Genomic DNA, 26,369 nt, shown 5'->3' with positions numbered 1-26,369 from the left:
CTTGAAACATGGTTCCTTCAAGAAACCATGTTTCTGACTCTTTCCCTTTATTTATATCCAACTACTTAACTATCTTCCGGACGAGGGAATGCCTAGACTTTCATATCTGCCTCTATTTGGTCGAGTTGAGCTTGCGATCGCTCTACATCGACTGCGAGTTCCTGAACCTGAGGCTGAAACTGCTGTAATTCCTTTTTTGTTTCAGACAGCACAGATTCATAACCAGGATTGAGGGGTTTTTGTAGAAATCGCACTACTCCCAGGGGAACGCAACTTTCATCCTCAAAAATAGCTTGGAGAAGGAGTTCAGCTTCAGAGGGCATTCCAATTAGTTTTACTGTCGCTGTAAAGCCGCTATTTTCAGCATTAGGCACTTGAGGGAACGCCTGAGCTACGTCTGGTCGTACCCCATTAACAGGAATCCTTTGGATTACTTTGTCGTCGCAGATTAACTCAATCTCAGAAATCCGAGACGGCTTGCCAATCGCCCAGCCTCCAACGATCGCATGACTTGAATCTACATAGGTATTGCGCTTTGGTAAATCAATGGAAACTCCCCATAACTTTTCGGAAAAATTTTCTTGAAAATTAATCGCATCAACAATTTTAATTGAAGCATCTTCTGGAATAGTTATTACTGGTTTTTTAGAGACTTCTTCGACAGGATTTTCTGGCAAATTGACCGAGAGATTGTCAGGGTGCCACCAAAAATTGCTAAATTCTTCAGTTGCTTTCAAAATTTGCTGGCAAACATCATCTGAGAAATGTTGTTGGTATTCAGTCAAATATTCTAATGAAACTCCACCTCCATAGACATTACCATATTTTTTATGGTATTTAAACGACAAATAGTCGCTGTGAAAATCTAAACCAATAAAATCAAAAATCCTTTGACATTCCGACAAGGTATTTGAACAAAGATTTTCATAATTTACTAATAATAATCGATCGCCAAATCCATTTTCTAACGCTGTCTTCCACCCCGAAGCGTAGGATAAGTATCTTTGACACTGAATTGACAACGTTTTTTCCAGCCAGACTTCTTTTTTCAAACCAGCTCTTTTAAACCAAGAGTATAATATTGCTCTCGGATCTCTCACCAGAACTATACAGGGGATATTGGGAACTTTACTGAGAACATTAGATAATACTTGCATATACTTTGGCGTTTTATCAAAAACTAAAGTATTTTTGTTTTTAATAATAGGAGATTGCTCAATTAGTCTCTGGTACACATCAGACCAAGTATTGGCAGCACAAATGTGATTGAGTTGACTGTCTCCTAGTCCCCAACCAGTTTTAAGATTAGTATAGTAAGGTTCTATGGAACCAAAATTAGAGGCTTCGTCTGCTAGTAAAAATCCGCCTTCAAATCCGCTGTCAAGCTGAGGATGCTGCCTTAATATCTCAGAGAGTAAAGTTGTTCCACCTCTCTCAAATCCACACACAATAGTAGCCAATGGATGATTTTCCGGAAGAATGTTCATCATGATTTAACCTCTCTTAGTTTCTAGAAAATAAAAAATATCTCAATTAGCCGTCATTTTAGGAGAACCAACTATGCGGTCAATAACCTGCTTCCATTCCGATGTATTGCTGAGACACTGAATATCGATACTCTCACCTTTATTCAAAGAAAGTTGAGCAAAACTATTTAACCAATGTGAGACAGTTTTTGTTTTTGAGAAAGGCGTGCATTTCACTGCTTGGTGCAAGCACTGACTCATCCTAGCTAGATCGCCTTTTCGATAGGCGTACCAGGCATCCCATACTAGCAGTTTGTATTGCACCAGGCTCGGTTCACCTGTTTGGCTGACGATCGCTAGCTGAAATTGCGATCGCTCCAGTTCCCACTGCATCAGGTGTAGCTGAGACTGGTACTGCTCCCGCTCTTTTTGCGCCTGTTGCAGTTGCGCCTGGGATGTTTGTAATAAAGCTAGTGTTCGGTGCAGTTGAGCCTGGGATGTTTGCAATAAGGTGAAAGCCTGACGTGCCTGAGCCTGGTACTGCTGAAAGTAACAATGATTTCGATGCAGTTGAAAATTAGCCTGCGCCAGTTCCTCCTGAGTTTCCTGCAACAGATTTTCAAAGTTTTCTGATTTTTGGTGCATCTCTCTTTAGGAATCTTTATTAATCTCTACTGGTTAACTGTCCTGTATCCGGAGTAAATTTTAGGAAAATTTGTTAGTGGCGAAATATTGATACTTTATTGCTTTCCCTCTGACGGGATTTAGCTTTAGCTCAAAATTTGAGTAGATAATTCATCAACTGTTGCCACTGTCGCGAATTGCTCAAAGAAAAGACATCTAGTTCGCCGCCACATTCTGAAGTATATCTCATAAAACTTTTGAGCCAATCCGAGACAGTTTTTGTGAGTGAATATGGCGTATAGCTGAGAGATTTCTCTAGGTAGGGAACCATTTCCGAAATATACCCAGTGTGATACAGTCGCCACGCACTCCAAACAAGAGTGTAATAACGGTAATGACTCTCTAGCTGGCGTATTGGTTGGGGTATTTGTGGAAGAGCAAAAAAGTTATCCAGTACAGTCCATGATTCCTGAGCTTGTAGAGGGGTTTTTCGCGATTCATTGCGATCGTGTTCCCGATAGCATACGGTTATTTGATGCAACCAGGTACTTTGACAACCCATGAGCGTTAAACGCAGGGCGAGGTCGAGATCGCACACCTGTTGAAATCGAGTGTCTAAACCGCCAACTCGCTCCAACCATTCTCGACGAACCATCATCGCACTTAGGAGAATTGGCTTCCATCGCACCCAGTCTTCTAAATCTAAGTTCGGTGCTTTTTGCCAAGGTTCTACATCGCCTAAAGGTTCACCCCGCCAATCGACTCGACGCCAGCCGCTATGTACGATTCCCAGTTGCGGTTGAGCTTCAAAGGAAGCTACTTGTGCTGCTAATTTATCAGGTAGGAAAAAATCATCGTGATCGAGAAACGCAATTAACTCGCCCCTAGCTTCCTGAATGCCGCGATTGCGAGCTGCCGCTACTCCCTGATTTTCCTGATAAATATAGCGAATGCGCGAGCAGTAAGGCTGTAAAACACTGCGGGTGTCATCTGTCGAGCCATCATCTACCACAATTATTTCGCAGTCAGGATAAGTTTGATTCAGGATACTCTCGACTGCTTGCCCGATGTAACAGGCACTGTTGTAGGCGGGAACGATCGCGCTCACCTGTGGTTTCCGAGTGGCAGTTGACATGAAATCGCTGTTTGTTGACCTTAAGTATCGTCAAGTATTGTCAGCTAATACAGCAACTTGGGCATTTGTTCCGGAAGCAGCCAGACAAAGGATAGATATTTTCAAATTAAGAAGTGCGATCGCCTGCCTAATTTTTTCGTTAACTATGAAAATAGCGATCGCGCCTCTCTTTTCCTCCCCAACAACTCCAAACCCACATCCTTGCCAAATTTAACCCGGATCGGACAGCCAACCCCGGAAAGAATAACTATCAAGAGCCACCCGTTCCCCAGCAACAAATACACGATTTTATCGACAGTTAACGGGTACTGAACACATTACCTTTTAAGGGAGGAATTATATATGCAACAGGATGGCATTACCGTGTGGTTCACGGGTTTAAGCGGAGCAGGCAAAAGTACGATTGCTACTGAACTAGCCAAAATTTTACGGCGACAGGGATACAAAGTAGAAGTTTTAGATGGCGATATCGTCCGCAAAAGTCTCACCAGAGATTTAGGTTATAGCAGAGCCGATCGCGATGAAAATATCCGCCGCATTGGCTTTGTCGCTAATCTTTTGTCTAGAAACGGTGTAATTGTTTTAGTTTCAGTCATCTCTCCCTACCGCGATGTCAGAGAGGAAGTGGGCCGAGAAATCGGTAACTTTATTGAAGTTTATGTGAAAGCTCCCCTCGAAGTTTGCGAAGAGCGAGATGTGAAGGGACTTTACAAGAGAGCTCGTGCCGGTGAGATTCGAGGTTTTACTGGCATTGACGATCCTTACGAACCACCCTTGCACCCGCCAGTAGAATGCCTCACGGATCGGGAAACGGTAGCGGAGAGTGTAGCTAAAGTGATGGATAAATTAGAAGTTTTTTGGGCGAGCACTGCTCTATCTTCTGCTCAACTTTAAACGTTCATCTGTTGATTTTTTGGCTCTTGGGTTGAAGTTAGATTATCTATCTGTTGGGGTGAGCGATCGCTTTCCCCAACATCCGCAGGTTTGACAGCTATTTCACTCAAACAATTAGTCAGCCAACATCAATAAAACATTATGTCATCTCAAAAACCTTTCATCCCCCCTCCAGAACCCCTAAATAAATCTAAAGACCACTACAAATTTCAAGGACAACCCTACAAGCATCTTGAAATAGAAATTAATTTGACCTCCTTAAAAACTCTAGCTACTGCTATTTTGTTAGGGGTTCCTTATTTTGGGTTGATTTACGTATTTTTATCGGGAGGCGCCAAAGTAATAGCTATTAGTCTAGTAGTAGTAGGTATCTTAATAGGGGGCTCGATCGCGCTTTTATACTACTTAAACAGACAAGAGCCTGTCAAAGCGCCTTCCAATCAAAAGAAACGGCACTAATAGACACTCTATAGCCCTACTCAATCCCGGAGCTGACTCCGCTTGGTCAATTCCTGGGAAATGCGATCGCCCTCCCACTCTGTAATTCAGAATTTGCCTATTCTCAAGCGATCGCCGTGTTGAAAAATTCGATCCGACTGTCCGGATTGCGCTCAAATTCTCAGGAAGGTTAATTGGTAGATGCACCCTGATTAATTAACTCCCGACCAATTTTGGTTCGGGGTTTTTTTTTTGCGATCGCACGCCCTCGCCACAAATTCTCCTAAATTCTGCCAAAGTGTCCTGAAAGAGGTGTTTTGAGGCGGGAGATTAAATTAGTAGATGCACCCTGATTAATTAACTCCCGACCAATTTTGGTTCGGGGTTTTTTTTTGCGATCGCACGCCCTCACCACAAATTCTCCTAAATTCTGCCAAAGTGTCCTGAAAGAGGTGTTTTGAGGCGGGAGATTAAATTAGTAGATGCACCCTGATTAATTAACTCCCGACCAATTTTGGCCGGGTTTTTTTTTGCGGTATCGAGGGTGATGTGGAAGAAAGTTTGAGGTTGTCCGGATTGCGCCTCGAATTCTCAGGAAGCTTAATTGGTAGATGCACCCTGATTAAATAACTCCCGACCAATTTTGGTTTGGGGTTTTTTTTTGCGGTATCGAGGGCGATGCTGAAGAAAGTTTGAGGTTGTCCGGATTGCGCTCGAATTCTTAGGAAGCTTAATTGGTAGATGCACCCTGATTAATTAACTCCCGACCAATTTTGGTTTGGGTTTTTTTTTTCGTATTGCAACCAAAACCACAAATTTTCGCAAATTTTCCCAAACTGTGCGGAACAGGTACACCTCGAACCGGAGACTAAATTAGTAGATGCACCCTGATTAATTAACTCCCGACCAATTTTGGTTTGGGGTTTTTTTTTGTATTTCAGCCAAAACCACAAATTTTCGCAAATTTTCCCAAACTGTCCGGAACAGGTACACCTCGAACCGGAGACTAAATTAGTAGATGCACCCTGATTAATTAACTCCCGACCAATTTTGGCCGGGTTTTTTTTTGTATTTCAGCCAAAACCACAAATTTTCGCAAATTTTCCCAAACTGTCCGGAACAGGTGCACCTCGAACCGGAGACTAAATTAGTAGATGCACCCTGATTAATTAACTCCCGACCAATTTTGGCCGGGTTTTTTTTTCGTCTTGCAGCCAAAACAGCAAAATTTCAATAAATCAAGAATTATCCGCGTTAATCTGCGTGCATCTGCGGTTAAAAATCAAATTGATCCCGAACATCGTGCTAGCCACTGGAAAGTAAATAAAGATGCACCCTGATTAATAAACCCCAGCCAATTAAGGCCGGGGTTTTTTTTAGCTCAAAAGCTGCATTAACCTATTAGGCTAAATCGCATCGAAAGACTGCACCTCAAGAACCGGGCCGATCATAGCAAAAGTCATCACATCCTTACGCACTTCACCTTTAACACTGACTTTCAAACCAGCTTTTTTCAAATCAGAAGGAGCATCCTTAAGTTCGTAAGTTTCGCCATCTTCGCCGACCAAAGCCCAAGTACCAGGACCCAATCCTTTGCGTTCAATTACACCTTTGACAGTAATACTCATGCCGATCGCACCTCTGTTTTAATTGCTAAACGTGCCAATCCAAAACACAGTAAAGCATTGACAATCAAGAATGTTTGTGATACCAAACCTGTGCCCAATCCCCAGACTGCGGGCGACAGGACAGCATTCACCGCTAAACTGCTAGCAAAACCGATCGAAATTGCGATCGCGATCCACTTCCACTGTTGATGTCCCAACAGCAAAGCAATCAAAATCCCAGGAATCAAAACGCTAGCAAAAAAGGGATTCAGCATACTGCTGCCATTAATTGCGCCGCCGAGTTCGGGAATAGAACTGCCCATCACCCGCATCGGCCACTGCGGCAAGTCAAATACAAACAAGTTGCGGAGGAAGAAGAACCCAGAACTACCAGCCATCAAGCCACCGGAAAAGCCCCAAGTCCACTGGAACGGAAAATAATTCCGCAAAAAGAAAGCCAGCAGGTAAGAACCGAGCACCATTGCAATTTTAGGCAACAGGGCGACTGCACCGCCGTCAATCCAAAAGCGGGGGTTGAGATAGCCGTTATCGCGCAGCCAGCGGAAGAAATCGCGGAAGTTGATTTGTCCGCGCTGGGCTAGCTGAACTGCTGCGGCTGCGTCTAGGTGTCCTGAACCAAAATGGTTTAACGGATCTTCAGTGACAGTTCGCGAGGACTGCAAGAGTACGCTGCGAATTTCGTCTGGTTCTGTGATGCCGGAAGCCTTGACAAGGGCTGCAACGGCTGCAACGTGGGGAGAAGCCATGCTAGTGCCTTGGTAGCCTTCAAAGACTTCGGCGCCTGTTTCCGGGTCGATCGTACTTTGCAGGATCTTGCCCATTTCAGAACCGCCGGGGGCTGCAATATCAACCCCTGCGCCGAAATTGGAATAAGTGGCTTTTTCGTCGTCGGGGCCGAGGGCGGAAACGCCGATGACGTGGGGATAGCGGGCGGGATAGGAAGCGGAACTGTCGCCGGAGTTGCCGGCGGCTGCGATGATGACAACGCCTTTAGAGTGGGCGTAGTCGATCGCCTCGGACATTAACTGACTTTCACCGCCACCGCCGAGACTCATGTTGATGACATCTGCGCCGTTGTCAGCAGCAAATTTAATCGCTTCGGCGATGTCAGAAACCGTGCCGCCACCGCTGCTGCTTAACACTTTTAGCGGCATTAAAGCTGCTTCGTAGGCGATGCCCGCAACGCCGTAATTGTTGTTAGTTGATTGGGCGACTGTACCGGCGACGTGAGTACCGTGGCCGCTGTCGTCATAGGCTTCGGCGCGATCGTTTACAAAGTCGTAGCCCGGTACAAATTTGGTTTCTTTTAAGTCCGCGACTGCAGTAATACCCGTGTCAATTATCGCTACTGTTGTGCCGCTGCCTTTGGTTTCGTTCCAGGCAGATTCTACGTTGATACTGCGGAGATTCCACTGCTTGGTATACATGGGGTCGTTGGGAATCTCGAAAGCGCTGTAGACGTAGTTGGGTTCAATGTATTCGGTATCTTTAGCCAAATTTGATTTTCTCAGGGCTTTTAGCAAAGTGCGATCGCCCTTAACTACATATACATTGTCTGCCGCTGAGAATTCGCTGTTGAGTTGCGGTGCGACTTGGTACTGTTGGGCGATCGCATTTACTTCTTTCGCAATCTCAGCAGCACCCAAATCTTCGCGGAAATCAAGCACAATCGAGTCGTAAGTGCCTTGAGTAGCAAGTCCTGGGAAATTAGAAATCGCCCAGCCGAGCCCGATTAAAAATAAGCACAGAAGGAAAAACTTTTTCATTGCCGATCGTCCGTTTAGGGAAGGCGTGTTCACCACAATAACCCAATTTTCACCGCCTGCGCCAGTTTTCCTTGCTGTGGCTTGTGGATATCTCGCACGCGGGCGTTTGGTATTTTTCGGCTGTGGCTGTTGCTCGATCAAAAATTGCTCTAATTTCTAGTTGAAATTGCAGAGCAAGTTTTAGGAGTTCAATTAATTGTATCATTAGAGAAGATGTGAAACAGAACAAGCGAGTATTTTCAACAAGGGTATTGCATGGAAAGAGGTTTAATGTGGCTGCCGCTGCTGGCAATTTTTATTTCTCTAGCTTGGGCTGGATGGAACGAGTATCAAAAGCTGGAAGCGTATCGCGTGTGGGCCGAACAATTCGCTAAAGCCAAGTACGATATTTATGCTGTACTCGGTCAGCAAGAAGACCGTTTAACGTGGGGAAAACCTACTCGCAGCGGGCCGATAAATTTGCAAACTTTTTCTTTAAAAGACGTGGAGTCGCTGCGGTTGTTAGTCAACTCTCAGGCAGTTGATTTAGAGTCACCGCCGAATTCGGGAAGTCCAATCGTCCTCGAATTTTTTTTGAAAGATGCTGCGGCGGTGCAGGTTGCTTTTACAGAAATTCCTCTAGCGACTAAATGGGGAAAATACTTGCAGCAAGAATTGCAGCGCTTTAGGTAAAAACACTCTCCGGCGGGGCAGCGTATAGGGAGCATCTCAATGAAAGCAACCAAGCCCAAAATTGGAGTTTTGAGGCAGGAGACAGGAAGCAGGAGGGAGGAGGAAACAGGAAGAAGGAAAGAGCCAGAAGAAGTGTTTTTACAAAGATGAGATGCTCCCAGCGTATAAGATGTTAACTCTGCTGCTTTAAGTTACAAAAGTCTGTAAAACTGGTAGTAGAAATAGAACTTACGCAACAAATCCTTTGAACTGCCATCTATAGGGTAAAGTACCCACAGATCACCCGGAGGACATGAGTTCTTGCAGTAAGTAGTAGGAGTAGTGTCCCCATGCCTAGCCCGCTCGTGCTCCGTGCGTACCTTACAGTTAAAGTTATTGACCAGCGCGTCCTAAAACAGCTAAATTGCCAGCCCCCCCAATCAGCGGAATGCAAACACAAGAATTTTTACAGCGCTATCAACAGGGAGAGCGCAACTTTGGTCACATTGACCTCAGCGGCGCTAGTTTAAGCGGTGTTAACCTGCGAGAAATAGACCTCACTGGTGCTAACTTGACCGGTGCTAATTTGAGCTGGTCTTTTTTGAGCAATGCCAAGTTGATAGGGGCTTGTTTGCGGCGCGCGGATCTCCGCAGTGCGGGGCTGGCTGGGGCGAATCTGAGCGGGGCAAATTTGAGCGGGGCAAATCTTGCTAAAGCCGATTTGCGCCTTGCTTGTTTGGAAGCAGCAGAACTCAATTGGGCCGCGTTCCCCGAAGCGGATTTGGGCGGTGCTAATCTTCAAGGAGTTAAATCTGACCAAATTAATTTTGCCGGGGCTAAACTCGACGGCGCGAAGTTGATGGCGGCGGAATTGATGGAGGCCAATCTCAACCGGGCTAGTCTGGTTGGTGCTAATTTAACGGGCGCTAATTTGCGGGAAGCGCATTTGGTGGAAGCGAATTTGCGATCGGCAATTTTAATCGGTGTAAATTTGATTGAATCTGACTTGAATGGCGCTCAAATGCGATCGGCAAATCTGACGGGCGCTGACTTGCACCGAGCTGTGCTGGCGGGGGCGGATTTGACTGAGGCGATGCTGGATAACGCTGATTTGAGTCGAGCTAATCTGGCGGGTTCTTATTTATTGAAAGCGAGTTTCAAGAAGGCGCTTTTGCTGCGAGCTAACCTGCAAGGAGTGTATTTGCTGCGGGCGGATTTGAGCGAAGCTAATTTGCGAAGTGCAGATTTGCGGAAAGCTGATTTGAGTGGCGCTTATTTGATGGATGCGATGTTGGGTGAGGCGGATTTAAGAGAAGCTTGTTTGATTGAGTGCCGTTTGATTCGGACGAATGTGGAGGGGGCCCAGCTTACGGGCTGCTGCATTCAAAATTGGCAAGTTCAAGATGTCGATCTGTCGAGAGTTGACTGCAGCTATGTTTTTACTCAGTTTGATTATATTGCGAAAGTTGCGGCAAATCGCTTGCCGGTCGATCGCGATTTTGAGTCTGGGGAATTGGGGCGGCAGCATCAAGAGGACAGTTCTATTGTGAAGGTGTGTTTTGCCCAATCTCCTAATTGGGAGGCTTTGGTTTTTACGATGCGTCGAGTGGAGTTGGAGAGCCGCGAACTTAAGTTGAACGTTCAATTTTTTGAGTCTGCGGGAGAACAAAGTTTACTGAGGCTGAGTGCGAACCGTTTGGTGAACGGCAAGATTTTGGGCGATCGCATTTTGGAGCTTTATCCAGATATGTTGGAAAAGGTTTTAGCCAAGGACGCTGAAATTTTGAGTTTGCTGGACTTGGCTGTTGCTACTAAGAGTGTGGAGTCGGCGGAGCTGAGCCAAAAGGAAGTATTGCTCAGAAGACAGGAAATCTACCAGCGAATGGTGCGCCAAATTTCGTTTATTTTGATGTCTCAGACGCCGGATAAATTCTCTGAAAGCGTGCAGCGGCTGTTGGATTATTTGAAGCAGCAAGGTATCCCAACAGAGCAGATTCAAAAGAAAGTCATCAGTCAGGCGATCGTGCAGCGGGCCAAGCAAGACCCGGCTTTTCGGGAACAGTTGCTCAGGTGGGAGAAAACGGCGTCCGATCGCGTTCGTTGTTCGATGATGGGGGAAGCGGTGCGGTATGCGATCGCCCTTTTAATCGATGATTAACAGTTAATTGTTAACCCTTGAAGCCGCAGAGCGGCTAATACCCGCACTGGCTCTTCGGCGTCGGAAACTGCAAGCGATCGTGCATTACTGTCAAGCAATACCCGGTGTTTTGGGAACAGTTGCTCGCGTGGGAGAAAACGGCGTCGGATCGCGTTGGCTGTTCGGTAATGGGGGAAGCGGTGCGGTTTGCGATCGCCCTTTTGTGGGAATGAATAGACTACGATGGAGATATAAAAGACTTAAGGTAGCTATCAAGACAATCTGGCGTATCAGCATATTGAGATAAGTCAGAAATAATGTTGCTTTCTGATAAAGATAGAACAACCTTGACTTTTCGAGTGAAATAAAGGTAGTTAGCTGTGTTAGCTTCATGCTTAAGCTTTTCGAGAATTTTCCGCAGAAATTCAATCTCAAATTTACCTCTGAAGCTTTTTTGCCTGGTACTACTTCGTAACTCGGTTAGCCTTGCATCTAGTTCTTCTTGAGAGATGGCAATTGCACCCGGAAACATCCTATACAAATCATCAATTACATACTTTTTTGTGATTTGGTTCAAGTCAATCTTTACAAAATCCAACACACTTCTCTTTGAGATATTGAGTGGACTAGACTTATCTCTTTGGCACGCAATCCAAGTATTTAGCAATTCAACAGCATTATGGAACTCCTCTTGCAATTTTATATACAAAGAAACACATCTTTCAAAATTTTCATCCGACTCGATCAGCTTAAATTCGCTTCTCAAAACCTCAGAAAAACACTGAACTGAGGTGTAGAAGTTTTCTATCGAGTAGCAGGGAGTTTCATATATTTCGTTTAAGCCTCTCTCCCTAATCGATTTATCAAAGTCTCTATCTATAAAATAAGCTGCTCTAACATTCGCATAATACTTTCTGGATGAAAGCATTTTGTGGATTCCTAAAACTCCATCTTTGCCACGACAATCCAAATAAAAAGCCTTTTCAGGTCTTATAATATTTTTGATCCTGACTCCATAGTATTTACTGTCTTCTCCTTCAAAAAAGCAATATAGCGCCGATGGATCTTGTTTGTATAATCTGGTAAATTCAACAAATACAACTACCGCCTTATCTCGGGATTCCCTTAAAGTTGTTACAGACATTTATTTATTTCTCTATCACAAATGTATCTAGATCGTTAGCATTTAAATCTAGTTCGTTATCGAAGATGAATGGAGAATGAGTAGCAGCTAAGAGTAATTTACATTTACCTGACTTCAAAATATCGGGAAGTAAAAGCTTTTGCCACTCTATAGAAAGCGATAACTCTGGTTCATCAAACAGCAAAATAAATTCTTCGGAAGACTCTAAATAAATTCTGGAAAACAAAGATATAATTTGCTTTTCACCCGACGAAAGGTTTTTAATATCAATCGGGTTATTATTTCGAGTTTGAATTATTGATATCTCTACATTTGCCTCATCATAAACAATGCGTTTTTTGTTCAAATACTCATTACATATTGTAGCAAACTGATTTATAGAATTATCCTTCTCTTTTTGCTGCTCATATAAACCAACCAATTTTGATAAAAAATAGACTAATTGACTATATTGCTCATCAGAGTTTATCTCTCCTGAACTCACCAATTTCTCAATTTTATTTCTATCAGACTTTGATATATTATTTTCACCAACACGGCTTAAAACTATATTCAGAGTGTCGGGTTGAATGCTGTCTCTCATTTCTTGGGTAATCTCAATACCCTCTATAAACTGAGTTAAAATTTCACCAGTCAATTTTGAAAATAAATTGAGTGCTGAGTTTTTAATTGTTGTTTTAATTTCCTCAAATCTCTCAATTACATCATTCATTCCAAATTGGATCAGCTTGCCTTCTCCTTCCCCACGGCTTAACCGTTCAAACCTATCATCTTCGTATCCTAAATTTTTTAAATCTTCTTCGATTCTTCTATAGGTTGGAAAATATAAAACTGACTCGTTCAAGTTTTCTTGAATAGTGGCTCTAATTGTATCAATTTTACTTTTTTGCTCTATTTTTTCCTCACCTCTAATTAAATCCCATTCTTCCACCAAGCTGCTCCAGGCTTTAGATGGAATTCTACCTGTATCTATTAATTCAAGTATACGTCTCCGAGCGAATTCAGAGGATGAACTTTTCCTGCTCTCTCTCAGCCACCAATTTATTTCTCGATTAGGTAAAGAGCCTCTAAGCTTATCAAGACCCAAAATCTCAGGATCATACCACGAATTTAAGTCACTTTTCTTAATTTCAACACTAGCGCCCGAGGTAAACTCAAGAACTACTGACTCAAACTCCACGGTACTTAATTTATCAAATTTACAGGAGATTGAATAGTAAAGTGTATTGAGAATGGTAGTTTTCCCCGAACCATTTTCTGCAATCAGAATTACTGCTTCTTTATCAAAAGGTATCGCCACATCCTTAAAGCCAAATAAGCCGTTAATTGCAAATGACTTTAACTGGCTGGAGTTGGGGTGTTCACCTAGTTGCATAGTTAAGTTGTCCAGCTTTTGAACTTTTATCCATCATAGTCAACAATTAGAAACACAACATCTGCATAACTGTTTATTACACTGCAACTGCGGTCTAGTACGCGATTATAGCGTAGGAAACCGCAATTGTTTCTGTTTACCAGTCTTGGCTCCTGAGCCGACGACTCGCTAAGGCCCGGATTTGCTCGTCGGCGTCGGAAACTGCAAGCGATCGCAACAAAGGCACAACTCCCGGATTTTCGGGATAATGTTCGATAATCGCTTCGAGTGCTGTAAATCGCGGATTGTAAGGAAAAGAACCGTTTTGATTGTCAACATCGCTCAAAGCTCGATCGCGCAAAAATTCAAACATTCCCGGCTCGTCTTTCCATCCCCGCATTAACTCTACCAGGGCGATCGCCCGCACCTGCGAATCTTCATCTTTTTGAGCTCTAATTTTCAGCCACTCGAAAGTTTGAGACTGATTTGTCCACCCGCGCGCTAACTTTTGCAAAGCCATTTGCCTGACAGCGGGACTCTCATCGCCCTCTGCTTTAGCCTCCAGCAGCATCCAAGTTTCAGGATTGTCTGGCCAGTTGTAAGCAAGTTCAAGCACCGCCGCTTGCCGCACCAGCGCTTCCCCAGAATCGAGCTCAATTTTCAGCCAAGGCAAGGTTTCCGGGTGGTCGGGCCAGCGCCGCACGATCGCCCGTACCAGCACGCTCAGCAGGTGAGAATCATGCTCACACTCTACCCGGCTTTTGAGGAAAGGCAGCGTCTCGCCGCGGTGAGACCAGCGTTTTGCGATCTGTTCCACGGCAGTTTCTCGGACGTTGAGGTGTCTGTCTGACTCGGCGAGATTTTGCAACCAAGCAAAGACTTCGAGACTGGCTGACCCCAGTGCCACGACAGCTTCCACTACTACTTGCCGCACAGTCCAGTAATCCTCGGAATCAGCTATTTTTTGCAGCAGGGGCAGGGTTTCTGGGTGGTCGGGCCAACCTGCGGCTATCTGTTTTAGGGCTATTTCGCGCAGGTCGGCGTCGCTATCGCCCAATGCTATATTTTTCAAAAAAGTCAGAGTTTCGGGGTTCCCGGGCCAGCCAGAGGCAATTGCTTGCACTGCTGCACGCCGGACGCTCGAACTCGCGTCGGACTCGGCTTTAGTTTTCAGCAGCGGGTAAATGTCGGGCTCGCCGGGCCAGCGCGAGGCCAATTCTTCTAAGGCTGCTGTCCGCACTTCTTTACTGCTGTCGGATTCAGCTAGGGTTTTCAGCAGCAGGCAAACGTCGGCTGCAGCAGGCCAGCCCGCTGCCAACTCCCGCACCGCTACTGTTCGCAGGATAGAACTTCCTGTCTGGGCAAGGTTTTTGAGCAGGGAGACCGTGCCTAAAAGGCTGTGCCAACCTCTGGCTATTTCTTGCCACGCTGCGACTCGTACTCCCAAATTTTCGTCGGATTCGGCGGCGGTTCTCAGCACCAGCAAGGTATCTGTGCGAGTGGGCCAATTAGAGGCCAACTGTTCGAGTGCTACCGTGCGGACTGCGGGACTTTGATCTAACTGAGCCAGGGCAGCCAGCAGCGGCAAGGTATCGTTCGTGTCGGGCCAACCAGAAGCCATTTCTCGGACACAGGTCGATCGCACTGCCCAGCTTCCATCGGAGTGGGCGAGGTTTTTGAGCATCAGGTAAATTTCTGGCTGGTCTGGCCAACCACGGGCTATTGCTTCAACTGCTGTGGCTCGGACTTCGCCACAGTCACTGGAGTGAGCGAGTATTTTCAGCCAAGGCAGGGTTTGCGGGTCGTTTTTCCAAGTTTGGGCGATCGCCGCGATCGATCGATTGCGAATTTGATAAGTTTCCTGCAATTCTTGAGCGCTTTGATAAAGAATCAGGAAACCCGTGCCGTATTGCGATAACTTCTTTAAAGCATTTAACAGTTTTTTTTCGGTTTTTTTATTAACATTATTTTTAACTTTTAACAGGCATTGCGCTGCTAAAAACAAATTAATAAATTTTTCTTGTTGACCGTTTTGAGCTGTGAGATATTCTATAATTTCGCTCGCTGTTTCTTTGTCGAGCTTGGCTGCAATTTCTCTGAGGACTTCGTGCAAAGATTCGTCCCGCCAGTGCTGACCGAAAACTTGTATGTTGAGATCGCCCCAAGTCAGTTGACCGATTGTGAGTTGGGTATAAATTAACTCTGCTACAGTCTGGGGATTATTTTCGGAAACAAGTTTTTTTAACAACATACCGATACCCTGCCCCTGAAGTTTGTTTGTATTGACAATCCTCGCCTCAGCTCCGATATTAGTGGAGATTTTTTTGAGCGAGCCGGGAGTATGGAACCAATCGACTCTATTTTATACGAAAAATACTGAGTCGGGAGGGCCCCCATGCAAAATCCGCCAGCACCCACAGGAATGTTAGGTGGTGGCGGAGGGCGATCGAACAATTAAGCCGCTGAATCTAGCTAACAGCTACTTGGACGCGATCGGCAGCAACCCGAACCGTAAAAGTCGGAATTTTTACCGTTTCATCATCCAGACATTGCCCCGTAGTCAGACTAAAGTTTTGTTTGTAAATGGGAGAAGCAACTTTGAGAGTGCCGTTGCGATCGCCCACAATTCCCCGCGACAAAACAAAAGCTTTGCTAAACGGGTCGTAATTGCTAAGCGCATAAACTTCATCCCCGTTTCCCACTCGGAAAATCGCCACTTGTTCGCCTTTAACTAAAGCGCAAACTCCAGTATAAGGAGCGATCGCATCGAGAGAACACACATCTACCCAAGTTGTTACTGTATCGGAAACTTGTAATGATTGAACCATCTTCTTTTCCTGTTAATTTACTTCAATCTCGTTCCCAGTCTCCGGCTGGGAACGTAGGTTTCGAGGCTCTGCCTCGCCGAAGGAGGCTCTGGCTCACGGTTCGAGGAGGCCGAGCCTCCGGGACTTCATTCCCAGGCAGAGCCTGGGAATGAGATTAAACGAGATTAAATCTTGCTCCCTCCCCTGATTCAAGGGGAGGGCTGGGGAGGGGTTATTCCGAAACTCCAACCAGAGCCTTTTCATGTTCGTTAGCCGGCCGCGTTTGTCCCCGTTCTGCAACACGAACAATACTCGGATCGGGCAAATCGGAATTCACAAAATGCTGGAACCGCTGCACCTTTTGTGGGTCTTCAATCGTCGTTTTCCACTCACATTGATAAGTATTCACTAAATGTTCCATCTGCGCTTCTAATTCAGCACAAATGCCCAGAGAATCCTCAATTATCACCTGTTTCAAGTATTCAATCCCGCCCTCAAGCTTATTCAACCAAGTAGCAGTGCGTTCTAATCTGTCGGCGGTGCGGATGTAGAAAACCAAGAATCGATCGATATACTTAATCAGCGTTTCCTTATCGATATCCGTCGCCAGCAAAACCGCGTGCTGGGGCTTAATTCCCCCGTTGCCGCACACGTACAAATTCCAACCATTCTCTGTCGCAATTATCCCAAAATCCTTACTTTGAGCTTCCGCGCATTCGCGAGTGCAACCAGAGACAGCAGATTTGAGCTTGTGGGGCGATCGCAAACCACGATACCGCAATTCAACCTCGATCGCCAAACTCGTTGAATCCTGCACCCCAAAGCGGCACCAAGTGCTACCAACACAAGATTTTACAGTACGCAGAGCCTTACCGTAAGCGTGTCCCGACTCAAATCCCGCATCAATCAACCGACGCCAAATATGCGGCAATTGATCCACGCGAGCTCCAAACAAATCAATCCGTTGCCCGCCAGTAATCTTAGTATAAAGCCCAAAATCCCTGGCAACTTCCCCTAAAACAATCAACTTATCCGGCGTGATTTCTCCCCCCGGTATTCGCGGCACCACCGAATAAGTACCATCGCGCTGAATGTTTGCCAAAAAGTAATCGTTCGTATCTTGCAAACCGACGTGAGGCTTCTCTAAAATATGGTCATTCCAAGTAGAAGCCAGCATCGAACTAACAGCAGGCTTGCAAATTTCGCAACCCTTACCTTTGCCGTGTCTTTCAATCAACTCCTCAAAGGTTTTAATCTCTTGAGAACGCACTAAATGGTACAATTCTTGACGAGAATATTCAAAATGTTCGCAAAGATTATTTTTGACTGAAAACCCAGCTTTCTTCATCTCCGCCTTGAAGATATCCGTCACCAAAGGCACGCAGCCGCCGCAGCCCGTCCCAGCTTGAGTACATTTCTTGACGCTGGCAACATCGGTTAAATTGCGATCGCGAATCGCTTCACAAATCTGCCCTTTGGTAACATTATTGCAAGAACAAATTTGAGCCGAATCCGGCAAACTGTCTACTCCAAAGCCTGCCGGTACTCCCCCTTCTCGCGGTGGCATTAACAAATCTTCGGGATGAGGCGGCAGAGCAATTTCATTTTGCATGAATTGCAGCAAAGTGCCGTAAGCCGAAGCATCTCCCACCAGAATTCCGCCTAAAATCCGGCTGCCGTCTTGATTTAAAACTAATTTTTTGTAAATGCCTTGGAAGGTGTCAGCAACAACAATTTCTTTAGCATCGGCCGACTTGGGAAAAGGATCTCCAAAACTAGCGACATCCACCCCTAATAATTTGAGTTTAGTGGACATATCCGCACCTGTAAAAGTGCTTGTGGGACGGGCATCTTGCCCGTCATCCGCTACACGGATCAAAATATCTGCTGCTACGCTTGCCATTGTATACCCAGGCGCAACTAAGCCGTAGATGCGACTTTGATAAAGCGCGCATTCTCCGATCGCATAAATGTCAGGATCGGAGGTTTGGCAGCTATCATTTATGATGATGCCACCGCGTTCTCCTACTTCTATACCGCAACTTCTGGCAATTTCGTCGCGGGGGCGAATGCCAGCAGAAAAGACAATCATATCTGTTGCCAATTCCGAACCGTCAGCAAACAGCATTTTAGTAACTTTGCCATCTTCGCTAACAATTTCTGTTGTAGATTTGCTGGTATGAACCGAAACCCCCAACTCTTCTATTTTGCTGCGGAGAATGGCACCGCCAATTTCGTCAACTTGCACGGGCATCAGCCGCGATGCAAACTCAACAACGTGAGTTTTTAAGCCCATATTTTGCAGAGCATTAGCGCACTCTAAACCTAACAAACCGCCGCCAATTACTACACCTGTTTTGCAATTTTTAGCGTAATCTAACATCGCTTCCAGGTCGTCAATTGTCCGGTAAACAAAAGTTCCTGTAGCGTCTTTGCCTGTAATTGATGGCACAAATGGATAAGAACCGGTCGCGAGAACAATTTTGTCGTAGGGAACTTCTAAACCGTTGGCTGAAGAGACTATTTTTTGTTCCCGGTTAATGGCGACTGCTTTGTCGCCGATGTAAATTTGGATGCCGTTTTCGTGATAAAATCCCGGTGCAACTAAAGATAAATCTCCCGCTGTTTTGCCAGAGAAAAATCCGCTGAGGTTTACGCGATCGTAAGCAACGCGCGGTTCTTCACAAAAAGTAATTAAATTCCAGTGTTTGGCAGCATCCGAGCTGACCATTAACTCTAGGAACTTGTGACCTACCATGCCATTGCCGATTACAATGAGGTTTTTTTTGGCTGTCATTAGAATCTCTTTTATCCCGTTTATCAGTCGTTGGGTTTATTAATATAAGACTTTATTGTAAATTTTTGTACTTATATATACAAAAAATGGATGTTTATGCAATTGTCGAATAGTCCCGATTGCATTTTTGCATGATGTGTGCGATCGGCTTAAGTAGTGCCTCAGTCGATTTTAGAGTTTAGATTTTAGATTTACTTCACAGTTAAGTAAGGTGCGTCAGCTAAGTGTTTTTGACAAAACGATTAATATTTTTACTGTGACGCACCTTACAGTTTTCTAATTTTTAATTATTATTTAAGCGCCCATGCCCGAATACTGCTTCAAGCCCTGCCGCCAAAGCCAGCGATTCCACACAAAAAATACCGCAGCCCAACCCAGCATCACCAACAAACCGCGACCTACATCTACGGGCAATCCTATCAAGATTGAAGCGGGAAAATGAATCAAATAAGGAAACGGTGTCCACAAAACTACTTCGCGCACAGGTGCGGGAAACACTTCTAGCGGTGCGACAAGTCCCGATAAAAATAGGTAAATTAAAAACCAGAATTGTTCGATCGCACTTGCCCTTTCCAGCCAAAAAGCAAACAGCGCAAAGGTATACTGGATCAAGAACCGCAAGCAAAAAGCCAAGACGACAACCAACAAAAACAGCAAAAACCGCCCCAAACTCGGCAGCCAAAAAGCCTGCGGGTAAAGTGCAAAAAACAGCAGCACTAATCCGCATACAAACGGCAGCCTCGCAAACCTTTCGGAAACGTGAGATGCGAAGTGATGCCATACGGGATCGAGAGGCTGCAACAATCTATTGGAGAGCCTGCCTTGCACTACTTCCTTTTCAAACTCCCAAATCACCCACACTACATTTGTTTGCCTGACAATGAAAGCCGCTAAAAAATAACGGGCAAAGTCGATCGACTTCAGCCCAAATTGACCAGTCTCGGCCGCCTGCATCCAGACACCCATCAAGATAAACGGCAAAGCTCCCGACAGCGCCCACAAAAACAATTCCGCCCGGTATTCGAGCATATAAGCGTAGTAGGTAACTAGCAAAGTTTTAGCAATTTTGATGGATTTTGTCATATCACTTTTAGATTTAATTTTTAGGTGTTAGCAACGGGCAAGATGCCCGTTCCACAAAACATGGAAACTCTCGTGGAACAGGCATCTTGCCTGTTCAGTTTTTAGGTGTTAGCAACGGGCAAGATGCCCGTTCCACAAAACATGGAAACTCTCGTGGAACAGGCATCTTGCCTGTTCAATTTTTAGGTGTTAGCAACGGGCAAGATGCCCGTTCCACAAAAACCTTGAATCTCTAGTGGAACAGGCATCTTGCCTGTTCAATTTTTAGGTGTTAGCAACGGGCTAGAAGCCCGTTCCACAAAAACCTTGAATCTCTAGTGGAACAGGCATCTTGCCGGTTCTACTTTATAATTCTAGTGGAACAGGCATCTTGCCTGTTAGAGAGAATGAGCTGATCCAAAAATATTACACTTTTCCCGTGCGAAAAACGCGACCGATTACCTCTTCAATTGGCGGATCGGTAACTGTCAAATCTATCACTTCCAACTGCGCCAAAATCTTCGCCACACTCACCGTCAGCTCCTCCCTTTTGACTAAAAACCGTACAGAATTTCCCTCAATAGATTCTACCTCGCCGTAAGCAAAAGCACTATCTTTTGCCAGCGGCTGAGCTAATTTTACCTGAACTTCCCGATAAGGTGCAAACCTGTCGAGCAATCCGTCCAAACTGCCATCATAAACTAATTGACCTTCATGGATTAACAAAACGCGCTTGCACAAAGCAGTAATGTCAGCCATGTAGTGGCTCGTCAACAGCACTGTTGCTTGATAGCGCTCGTTATATTCTCGCAGAAATTGCCTGACGCTAAACTGTGCGTTTATATCCAAACCTAAAGTCGGTTCATCTAAAAATAATACCTCTGGCTGGTGCATTAGCGCCGCCATCAATTCAGCTTTCATGCGTTCGCCTAAAGACAGCTTTCGCACCGCCTGATTTAACTTGCCTTCTAGTGACAGCATTTCTGTCAATTCTCCGATTCGCCGCCGATAATCTGTATCGGGAATGCCGTAGACAGCGGCATTGATTCGCAGAGAATCAAGCACTGGTAAATCCCAAATTAACTGCTGTTTCTGCCCCATGACTAAGGTGATTCTTTGCAGAAAATCTGCTTCGCGACGGAAAGGAGTACGATCGCACACTCTCACAGTACCAGCCGATGGATAAATCAAACCAGTCAGCATTTTCAGCGTAGTAGTTTTGCCCGCACCGTTAGCACCGAGAAACCCCACCACTTCCCCCGGTTCAATACTGAAAGAAACGCCCTCAACGGCTTTGACATTGCGGTATGTCCGGCTGAAAAAGTGCCGCACTGTTCCTTTAAGTCCCGGTTCTTTAATCGCTACCGGATAAACTTTGCTCAAGTCTTCAACTAAGATAATTGGCATCGGCTCAAATTTTAACTTTTATTTTAATCTAGGGTATTTCCATCAGGCTTGTGCCAAGATAGAGCGATCGAGCTGTGTAGTAGGGTGCGCCACCGATTCCTCGATCGCCAGTGAGAAAGTAACTGTGTTCGGGCGCACCCTACTAAGCTGTAGAATATTGCAAAATATCCATAATCACATCGCACAAAGTTTACAAATATGGTACTCACGCCAGATAATTCAGGCACATCTCGTTTGTTAGGAGACAATTCTTCTGAAAATATTACACTTGCACCAGGACAACTTGCTAGTTTTGCTGGGGGACTTTGGATGCTGGGCGGCAATGATACTGTCAGGGGCTCGTCAGATGCAGAAGGGATTTTCGGCAACGATGGTGAAGACAGTCTCTTAGGCGGTGTCGGGAATGATTCTATTTACGCCGGCAAAGAGGATGACGATGTTTTGGGAGAAACTGGCGACGATTTCTTGACAGGAGATAGAAATAGCGATTTCCTTGATGGGGGTGCGGGAAATGATTTGGTGCGAGGTGGACGAGGTGTTGATTTGTTAGTGGGCGGTGACGGTAATGATACTTTAATTGGCGACAGAGAAGTGGATATTTACCAAGGTGGTGCAGGTAGCGATGTATTTGTTTTGAGAGTCGATCAAGGGGGAAGCAGATTAGTGGGAATTGAAGTTCCTGACGCGGTAATTGTGGATTTTGATAACTCTAGCGATTCGATTGGAATTAGTGTGGACTTTACCAACAGCAATATCTCCTTGGAAGAGGTAAGTTATAGCTTGAACGATCCGAGACTGCTGCTGCTCGATCCTACAACTATAACGGGGGGAACGAGTTTGTTAGCTAAGGGCGACATCTCGCAGCGAAGTCTAGATCCCGATGGCAACGGTCGCGTAGAAGCTACTAATATTAGATTCGGTGTTACTAATGCTTTGTTGGGTACTGTGTTAAATGTGACCCCAGCCGATTTAAACGGTCGTTTTATTAGTGCTAATTCTTTGCTTTGAAGCAGCTAATTGATTAATTATATCTCAAGAACGGGCTCTCCGGCCCGTTCCACAAAAAAAACTCAGTTTTTGTGGAACAGGCATCTTGCCTGTTCTTCAGTTGCCCTTTGCCATTGCCCACTGCATCAAACCGGGGAACAAACGATAAGCTTCTGAGGCCAAAAAAGCAGGACCGACGGTAACTTCTGCACGCTGATTTTTCACAGCATCCCAGATAGCTTTAGCAATATCTTCTGGCTGAGTTGCCCACTCAGATTTCAGCATTTTGCTCATTTGCTGGCGGCGCAATTCGACTGCGGGTTCGTCTCGATCGCGAAATTGAGCTCTTTCTAAAAAATCGCTATTAATCAAGCCCGGATGCACGGCGCAAACGTGAATACCTTGAGAGGCTAATTCCAATCGCAAAGTTTCTGTTAAACCGGTTACGGCATATTTGCTGGCACAATAAGCAGTCATTTGAGGCAAAGGCATTTTGCCACCAATAGAACCCACATTGACTATTGTCCCTGTTTTCCGTTCCAGAAAATGTGGCAAAATTTCTTGAATTGTGTTAACGCAGCCCCAAAAATTGGTATTCATTAATTGCTGCCAGTCTTCGGAGGTAGTTTGCTCGATCGCCCCCGCGAGACAAATGCCAGCATTGTTAACCAAAACATCGATGTTGCCGCAGGTATCTAGGGCTTTTTGGACGATCGCGCGCACTTGTTGAATGTCGCCGACATCCCCCGGAATAGCTACAGCGGAAGTGCCTTCTCGCTGCACTTGAACCGCTGCTGCTGCCAATCTCTCTGGCTGGCGAGCTACCATCACTACATTGTAACCTTTACTTGCAAATAAAATTGCTGTTGCTTTGCCGCTTCCTTGAGAAGCGCCTGTAATCAAAACTGTAGGAGCCATAGATAGTTATAAATTGTAAGTTGGTAAATTGTTTTTTGCGATATTGAAACTATAACAGAGGTCAGGTAATTTTAGGCGCGCTCTACATTTAGAAGTATTGAGTATAGGATTTTTTTGTGTTTCGCGATCGGGCTTTTTTTAACGAACCGCGAAGGCGCGGAGGACGCGAAGGAAGAGAGAAGAGGAGAGGAGAAGAAGAGAATAGAAATTATTCATAATTTGTGCGACAATTGCTTTGTAAATTTTCCCAATGCCCAATGCCCAATGCCTAAAAAATGAATCTTCCGAAACAACCGCCGAATTGGTCGATCGCTCTAGTGTTAATTATCGGGGTTTTAGCCGTCTCAACTTCCTCCATCTTAATTCGGCTGGCTAACTTGAAAGCAGGCGCGGGCGGCTTTGGTTTCAGTCTGGTACTTGCGGCTTCTCGCCTGACTTTATCTGCTTTAATTCTGCTTCCTGCTTGGCGGAAAATTCAGTGGAACGCCCTGCAACCGGGATCTCGGCGCTATGCTGCTGCTGCGGGTTTGTGTCTCGCCCTGCATTTTGCGCTGTGGATTACCTCACTTTCTTATACTTCGATCGCCGCCTCGACTGCTCTTGTCACCACTAATCCTGTGTGGGTAGCGCTTTTGTCGCGCTTCTGGTTCGGGGAAAAACTCAGCAAAATGTCGATCGCTGGCATTACTATAGCTCTTGCTGGGGGAATGGCGATCGCCCTTGGAAGTGCGGGCGCAGCCGATGCTGGCAGCAGCCAACTGCTGGGCGATTTCCTGGCTCTGGCTGGTTCCTGGGCTGTCAGCTTGTATTTGCTGCTGGGTCGGGAAGCTCAGCGGCGGGGACTGGGAATTGGTGGCTATATCGCGATCGCCTATACTGTAGCTGCGATCGTCCTGCTACCTCTCCCCTTCGCCTTCGGCACTACTTATACTAATTACCCAGACATTGTATATTTTTATATTTTGCTAACGGCCGCTTTGCCTCAGTTAGTCGGCCACACCATTTTGAACTGGGCCGTAGTGCAGATTTCCCCAACTCTGGTAACTCTTGCCATCTTGTTTGAACCGGTTGGGGCGAGTTGGTTCGGTTATTTGCTGTTTGGGGAAGTGCCCGCGCCGGCGGTACTCACAGGTGCTGCGGTGCTGCTGTTGGGGGTAGCAACCGCTACCTTCGGAGCAAAAAAAATCACTGTCAACAGTTAAGAGTTAACAGTTTTCGACATTGCCACTACAGTGGCCGTGAGTCAGAATAAAACAAATTAGGGCTTAAAAATCCCAATAACTCATCCGTGAAATATCGATTCAAAACTATCAAAGGTCTGAGTAATGACTAACAATACTCGGCTGCCTTTAGGAGAATAAAATTATGCTGCCAGAACAACTACAGCGGATCATCGGCTACTTTCTCGAAGAAGCCACAGAACAGATCCAAGTTATCGAACAAGGCTTGCAAGATCTGCAAAATACCGCGCCAGCTCCCCAAAGAATACACCAGCTCATCCGAGCCTCGCACTCGATTAAAGGGGGAGCAGCTATGCTCGGATTTAGCAGCATTCAGCGCATTGCTCATCGTTTGGAGGATTATTTAAAGCTGCTCAGAGAATGTCCGATCGCCATTGATAGCAGGCTGCAATCGCTTTTAACCGAAGTTTTTGATATTTTAGCAGCCCTGGTGTCCAAGGTTTCTAAGGGTTTTGGGCTCAACCACGAAGACGCAAACCAAATGCTCTCCCTGGCCGAACCGATTTTTGACGAACTTGACGCTTACCTGAGATTGCGAATTCCCACTCGCCTGACTGTGAGGGCTACTACGGACGAACATATTCACGTTTTCTCCGGTTACTGCACCTCCCTGAGCGAATTTTCCTCGGCTATTGCTTCGCGCGTCGGTTTGCTCGGAGGCACTATTACCCGCCACGAGCAGGATAGCCAGGGTCTACGCCTTTGTATTGACATTTACCTACCGCCTTACACCCGGATCGAAAACATCCGCCAAGGTGTCGAACTCTCGGGCGCTATTATCGGGAATGTTCAGACGCAGCGGGACTTTTCGCTGCTGGCCACTGCGGATTATCCGGTTTACCAAAGTGCGATCGAACCTCCGGCAATTTGCATCGGATGTCGCTACTATTACGGCAGAAGTGATGGTGGCTACCTGCTCAACTGCACGATCCATCCTCGCGGCCCGGAAACAGAAGATTGTCGCGATCGGGAACCGGAATAAGCCGTAGAAAATCGGGACTCTGATCCCAGATTTGCAACCAGGGAAAACTTTCTTCTGAAACCAATATTCTCCCTGACATCTTTGACATTACCCCCGACCAAATTATTTTTTAGTTCCTAGATCATTACATCCTTCTCTCCAAGATCACTAAATCTTTCTTCCTCTGGAGAGCTCCCCTAACAACTGATACTGCAACTCGAATTAATTTCATCATGCTTGCAGGATGACCGATCGCCCAGACATTGATTGTCAGACAAGTGATTCCCATCACTAACAAGATGTATGTCGGAGGCATTACTACCCCGATCGCGAACCAGCTAAAAACGTGAAATATCATTGCTGTAGCCCAAAGGCTGGCGACAACCACAGACGCCCAAATTTGTATTCGAGGTCGGTTTAGTGCTGTCAAAATCACTGTCTGCAAAGTAGTCAGCAAGTTTGCCGGAACTAAAAAGGCACAGATAGCTATGCAGTGGGTACAAGAAAACTCGGTAACTGTATTGAAGTCGATCATCAGTCTAATTGTCGGGCCTGTTGGATATACTTAAAGAGCTTAGCGTGACTTGACTTTCAGATCTTGTCACCCTTACTTTAACTTAATATTTCAGTAATTAGGCCGCTCTGGAGACGCATTTCTCTCCTCCTTTGCCAGCAGGCCAAATTTTACCACACATATTAAAGTTTGGGAAAATTATTAAACCTACTTGAAGAATGGCAAGAATTGCTATGATAATTAACATCGGGGAGCCCTAGTATAGAAGAGCCAATTCGGTAAAATTTCTAGAAGGCTGAGGCTGGTCTCACAGCCATAAATACGGCACGCTGATTTTTGACTAAATCATTTTTGATTCGCTGATTATCGGATGATTGATTCTCCGTGTCCATCAAGGGATCGAGGCGTGATGCGATCGAACAATATGAGATTATTATA

22 protein-coding genes are annotated in these 26,369 nt (G+C 45.5%); 8 read left to right on the top strand and 14 right to left on the bottom strand.

Annotation, left to right across the window (positions count from 1 at the left end; translation table 11 throughout):
• Positions 1-92: 92 nt before the first annotated feature.
• The 3 genes from D0A37_RS27485 to D0A37_RS27475 form a co-directional block, all read right to left on the bottom strand.
• A complete protein-coding gene (locus D0A37_RS27485) occupies positions 93-1,490 on the bottom strand; it encodes a sulfotransferase family protein (RefSeq protein WP_242719367.1) in 1,398 nt (465 codons plus the stop codon).
• A gap of 39 nt (positions 1,491-1,529) precedes the next feature.
• Positions 1,530-2,111: an HlyD family secretion protein gene (locus tag D0A37_RS27480; protein WP_242719364.1), complete on the bottom strand. Its 582-nt coding sequence runs from the start codon at positions 2,109-2,111 to the stop codon at positions 1,530-1,532.
• Positions 2,112-2,241: 130 nt separating this feature from the next.
• Positions 2,242-3,225 (bottom strand): glycosyltransferase family 2 protein, encoded by a 984-nt coding sequence (locus D0A37_RS27475; protein WP_242719362.1) that lies wholly within the window; start codon positions 3,223-3,225, stop codon positions 2,242-2,244.
• A 342-nt stretch (positions 3,226-3,567) separates the two neighbouring features.
• On the opposite strand from D0A37_RS27475, the gene cysC reads away from it, so the two are divergent.
• Both cysC and D0A37_RS27465 read left to right on the top strand, forming a co-directional pair.
• Entirely contained in the window at positions 3,568-4,119 is a 552-nt protein-coding gene (gene cysC / locus D0A37_RS27470) for an adenylyl-sulfate kinase (RefSeq protein WP_242719360.1), read from the top strand.
• 141 nt (positions 4,120-4,260) lie between these two features.
• On the top strand, positions 4,261-4,578 hold the full coding sequence (locus tag D0A37_RS27465; RefSeq protein WP_242719358.1) for a hypothetical protein: 318 nt from the start codon (positions 4,261-4,263) through the stop codon (positions 4,576-4,578).
• A gap of 1,385 nt (positions 4,579-5,963) precedes the next feature.
• On the opposite strand, the gene D0A37_RS27460 is transcribed toward D0A37_RS27465, so the two are convergent.
• Together D0A37_RS27460 and D0A37_RS27455 are read right to left on the bottom strand one after the other, a co-directional pair.
• Positions 5,964-6,185 (bottom strand): hypothetical protein, encoded by a 222-nt coding sequence (locus D0A37_RS27460; RefSeq protein ID WP_242719356.1) that lies wholly within the window; start codon positions 6,183-6,185, stop codon positions 5,964-5,966.
• Positions 6,182-7,951: a S8 family peptidase gene (locus D0A37_RS27455; RefSeq protein WP_242725790.1), complete on the bottom strand. Its 1,770-nt coding sequence runs from the start codon at positions 7,949-7,951 to the stop codon at positions 6,182-6,184. The genes D0A37_RS27460 and D0A37_RS27455 overlap by 4 nt, the downstream gene beginning before the upstream one ends.
• 255 nt (positions 7,952-8,206) lie before the next feature.
• Between D0A37_RS27455 and D0A37_RS27450 the strand changes: the two genes are divergently transcribed.
• Both D0A37_RS27450 and D0A37_RS27445 read left to right on the top strand, forming a co-directional pair.
• Entirely contained in the window at positions 8,207-8,623 is a 417-nt protein-coding gene (locus D0A37_RS27450; RefSeq protein ID WP_242719354.1) for a hypothetical protein, read from the top strand.
• A 427-nt stretch (positions 8,624-9,050) separates the two neighbouring features.
• On the top strand, positions 9,051-10,760 hold the full coding sequence (locus D0A37_RS27445) for a pentapeptide repeat-containing protein (protein ID WP_242719352.1): 1,710 nt from the start codon (positions 9,051-9,053) through the stop codon (positions 10,758-10,760).
• Positions 10,761-10,977: 217 nt separating this feature from the next.
• On the opposite strand, the gene D0A37_RS27440 is transcribed toward D0A37_RS27445, so the two are convergent.
• The 6 genes from D0A37_RS27440 to D0A37_RS27415 form a co-directional block, all read right to left on the bottom strand.
• Complete coding sequence (locus tag D0A37_RS27440; RefSeq protein ID WP_242719350.1) at positions 10,978-11,883, bottom strand: DUF4435 domain-containing protein; 906 nt, start codon at positions 11,881-11,883, stop codon at positions 10,978-10,980.
• A gap of 4 nt (positions 11,884-11,887) precedes the next feature.
• Positions 11,888-13,258, bottom strand: a complete 1,371-nt coding sequence (locus tag D0A37_RS27435; protein ID WP_242719348.1) for an AAA family ATPase — start codon at positions 13,256-13,258, stop codon at positions 11,888-11,890.
• 136 nt (positions 13,259-13,394) lie between these two features.
• Positions 13,395-15,488 (bottom strand): HEAT repeat domain-containing protein, encoded by a 2,094-nt coding sequence (locus D0A37_RS27430; RefSeq protein WP_242719346.1) that lies wholly within the window; start codon positions 15,486-15,488, stop codon positions 13,395-13,397.
• A 217-nt stretch (positions 15,489-15,705) separates the two neighbouring features.
• Entirely contained in the window at positions 15,706-16,065 is a 360-nt protein-coding gene (gene nirD / locus D0A37_RS27425; protein ID WP_242719344.1) for a nitrite reductase small subunit NirD, read from the bottom strand.
• Between the two features lie 211 nt (positions 16,066-16,276).
• On the bottom strand, positions 16,277-18,841 hold the full coding sequence (gene nirB, locus D0A37_RS27420) for a nitrite reductase large subunit NirB (RefSeq protein ID WP_242719342.1): 2,565 nt from the start codon (positions 18,839-18,841) through the stop codon (positions 16,277-16,279).
• Positions 18,842-19,135: 294 nt separating this feature from the next.
• Entirely contained in the window at positions 19,136-19,924 is a 789-nt protein-coding gene (locus D0A37_RS27415; RefSeq protein WP_242719340.1) for an ABC transporter permease, read from the bottom strand.
• Between the two features lie 86 nt (positions 19,925-20,010).
• Here D0A37_RS27415 and D0A37_RS27410 point away from each other — a divergent pair, with 86 nt between their 5' ends.
• Positions 20,011-20,160, top strand: a complete 150-nt coding sequence (locus D0A37_RS27410; RefSeq protein WP_242719338.1) for a hypothetical protein — start codon at positions 20,011-20,013, stop codon at positions 20,158-20,160.
• A 169-nt stretch (positions 20,161-20,329) separates the two neighbouring features.
• Here D0A37_RS27410 and D0A37_RS27405 read toward each other — a convergent pair whose 3' ends face one another.
• Complete coding sequence (locus tag D0A37_RS27405; protein WP_242719335.1) at positions 20,330-21,310, bottom strand: ABC transporter ATP-binding protein; 981 nt, start codon at positions 21,308-21,310, stop codon at positions 20,330-20,332.
• 198 nt (positions 21,311-21,508) lie between these two features.
• Here D0A37_RS27405 and D0A37_RS27400 point away from each other — a divergent pair, with 198 nt between their 5' ends.
• The gene (locus D0A37_RS27400; protein ID WP_242719333.1) at positions 21,509-22,318 is read left to right on the top strand and encodes a calcium-binding protein; all 810 of its coding nucleotides are present in this window, start codon (positions 21,509-21,511) and stop codon (positions 22,316-22,318) included.
• A gap of 96 nt (positions 22,319-22,414) precedes the next feature.
• Here the strand turns inward: D0A37_RS27400 and D0A37_RS27395 are convergent, their stop codons facing one another.
• The gene (locus D0A37_RS27395; RefSeq protein ID WP_242719331.1) at positions 22,415-23,215 is read right to left on the bottom strand and encodes an SDR family NAD(P)-dependent oxidoreductase; all 801 of its coding nucleotides are present in this window, start codon (positions 23,213-23,215) and stop codon (positions 22,415-22,417) included.
• A 275-nt stretch (positions 23,216-23,490) separates the two neighbouring features.
• Here D0A37_RS27395 and D0A37_RS27390 point away from each other — a divergent pair, with 275 nt between their 5' ends.
• Positions 23,491-24,417 carry a DMT family transporter gene (locus D0A37_RS27390; protein ID WP_242719328.1) on the top strand — a complete coding sequence of 309 codons (927 nt, stop codon included), beginning with the start codon at positions 23,491-23,493 and terminating at the stop codon, positions 24,415-24,417.
• A gap of 163 nt (positions 24,418-24,580) precedes the next feature.
• Positions 24,581-25,438 carry an Hpt domain-containing protein gene (locus D0A37_RS27385; RefSeq protein WP_242719326.1) on the top strand — a complete coding sequence of 286 codons (858 nt, stop codon included), beginning with the start codon at positions 24,581-24,583 and terminating at the stop codon, positions 25,436-25,438.
• Between the two features lie 124 nt (positions 25,439-25,562).
• On the opposite strand, the gene D0A37_RS27380 is transcribed toward D0A37_RS27385, so the two are convergent.
• A complete protein-coding gene (locus D0A37_RS27380; protein ID WP_242719324.1) occupies positions 25,563-25,952 on the bottom strand; it encodes a hypothetical protein in 390 nt (129 codons plus the stop codon).
• Positions 25,953-26,369: the final 417 nt, after the last annotated feature.

Origin of the sequence: Microcoleus vaginatus HSN003, assembly GCF_022701255.1 — a bacterium.
GTDB lineage: Bacteria > Cyanobacteriota > Cyanobacteriia > Cyanobacteriales > Microcoleaceae > Microcoleus > Microcoleus vaginatus_B.
This window is presented reverse-complemented; position numbering and strand designations above follow the sequence as displayed.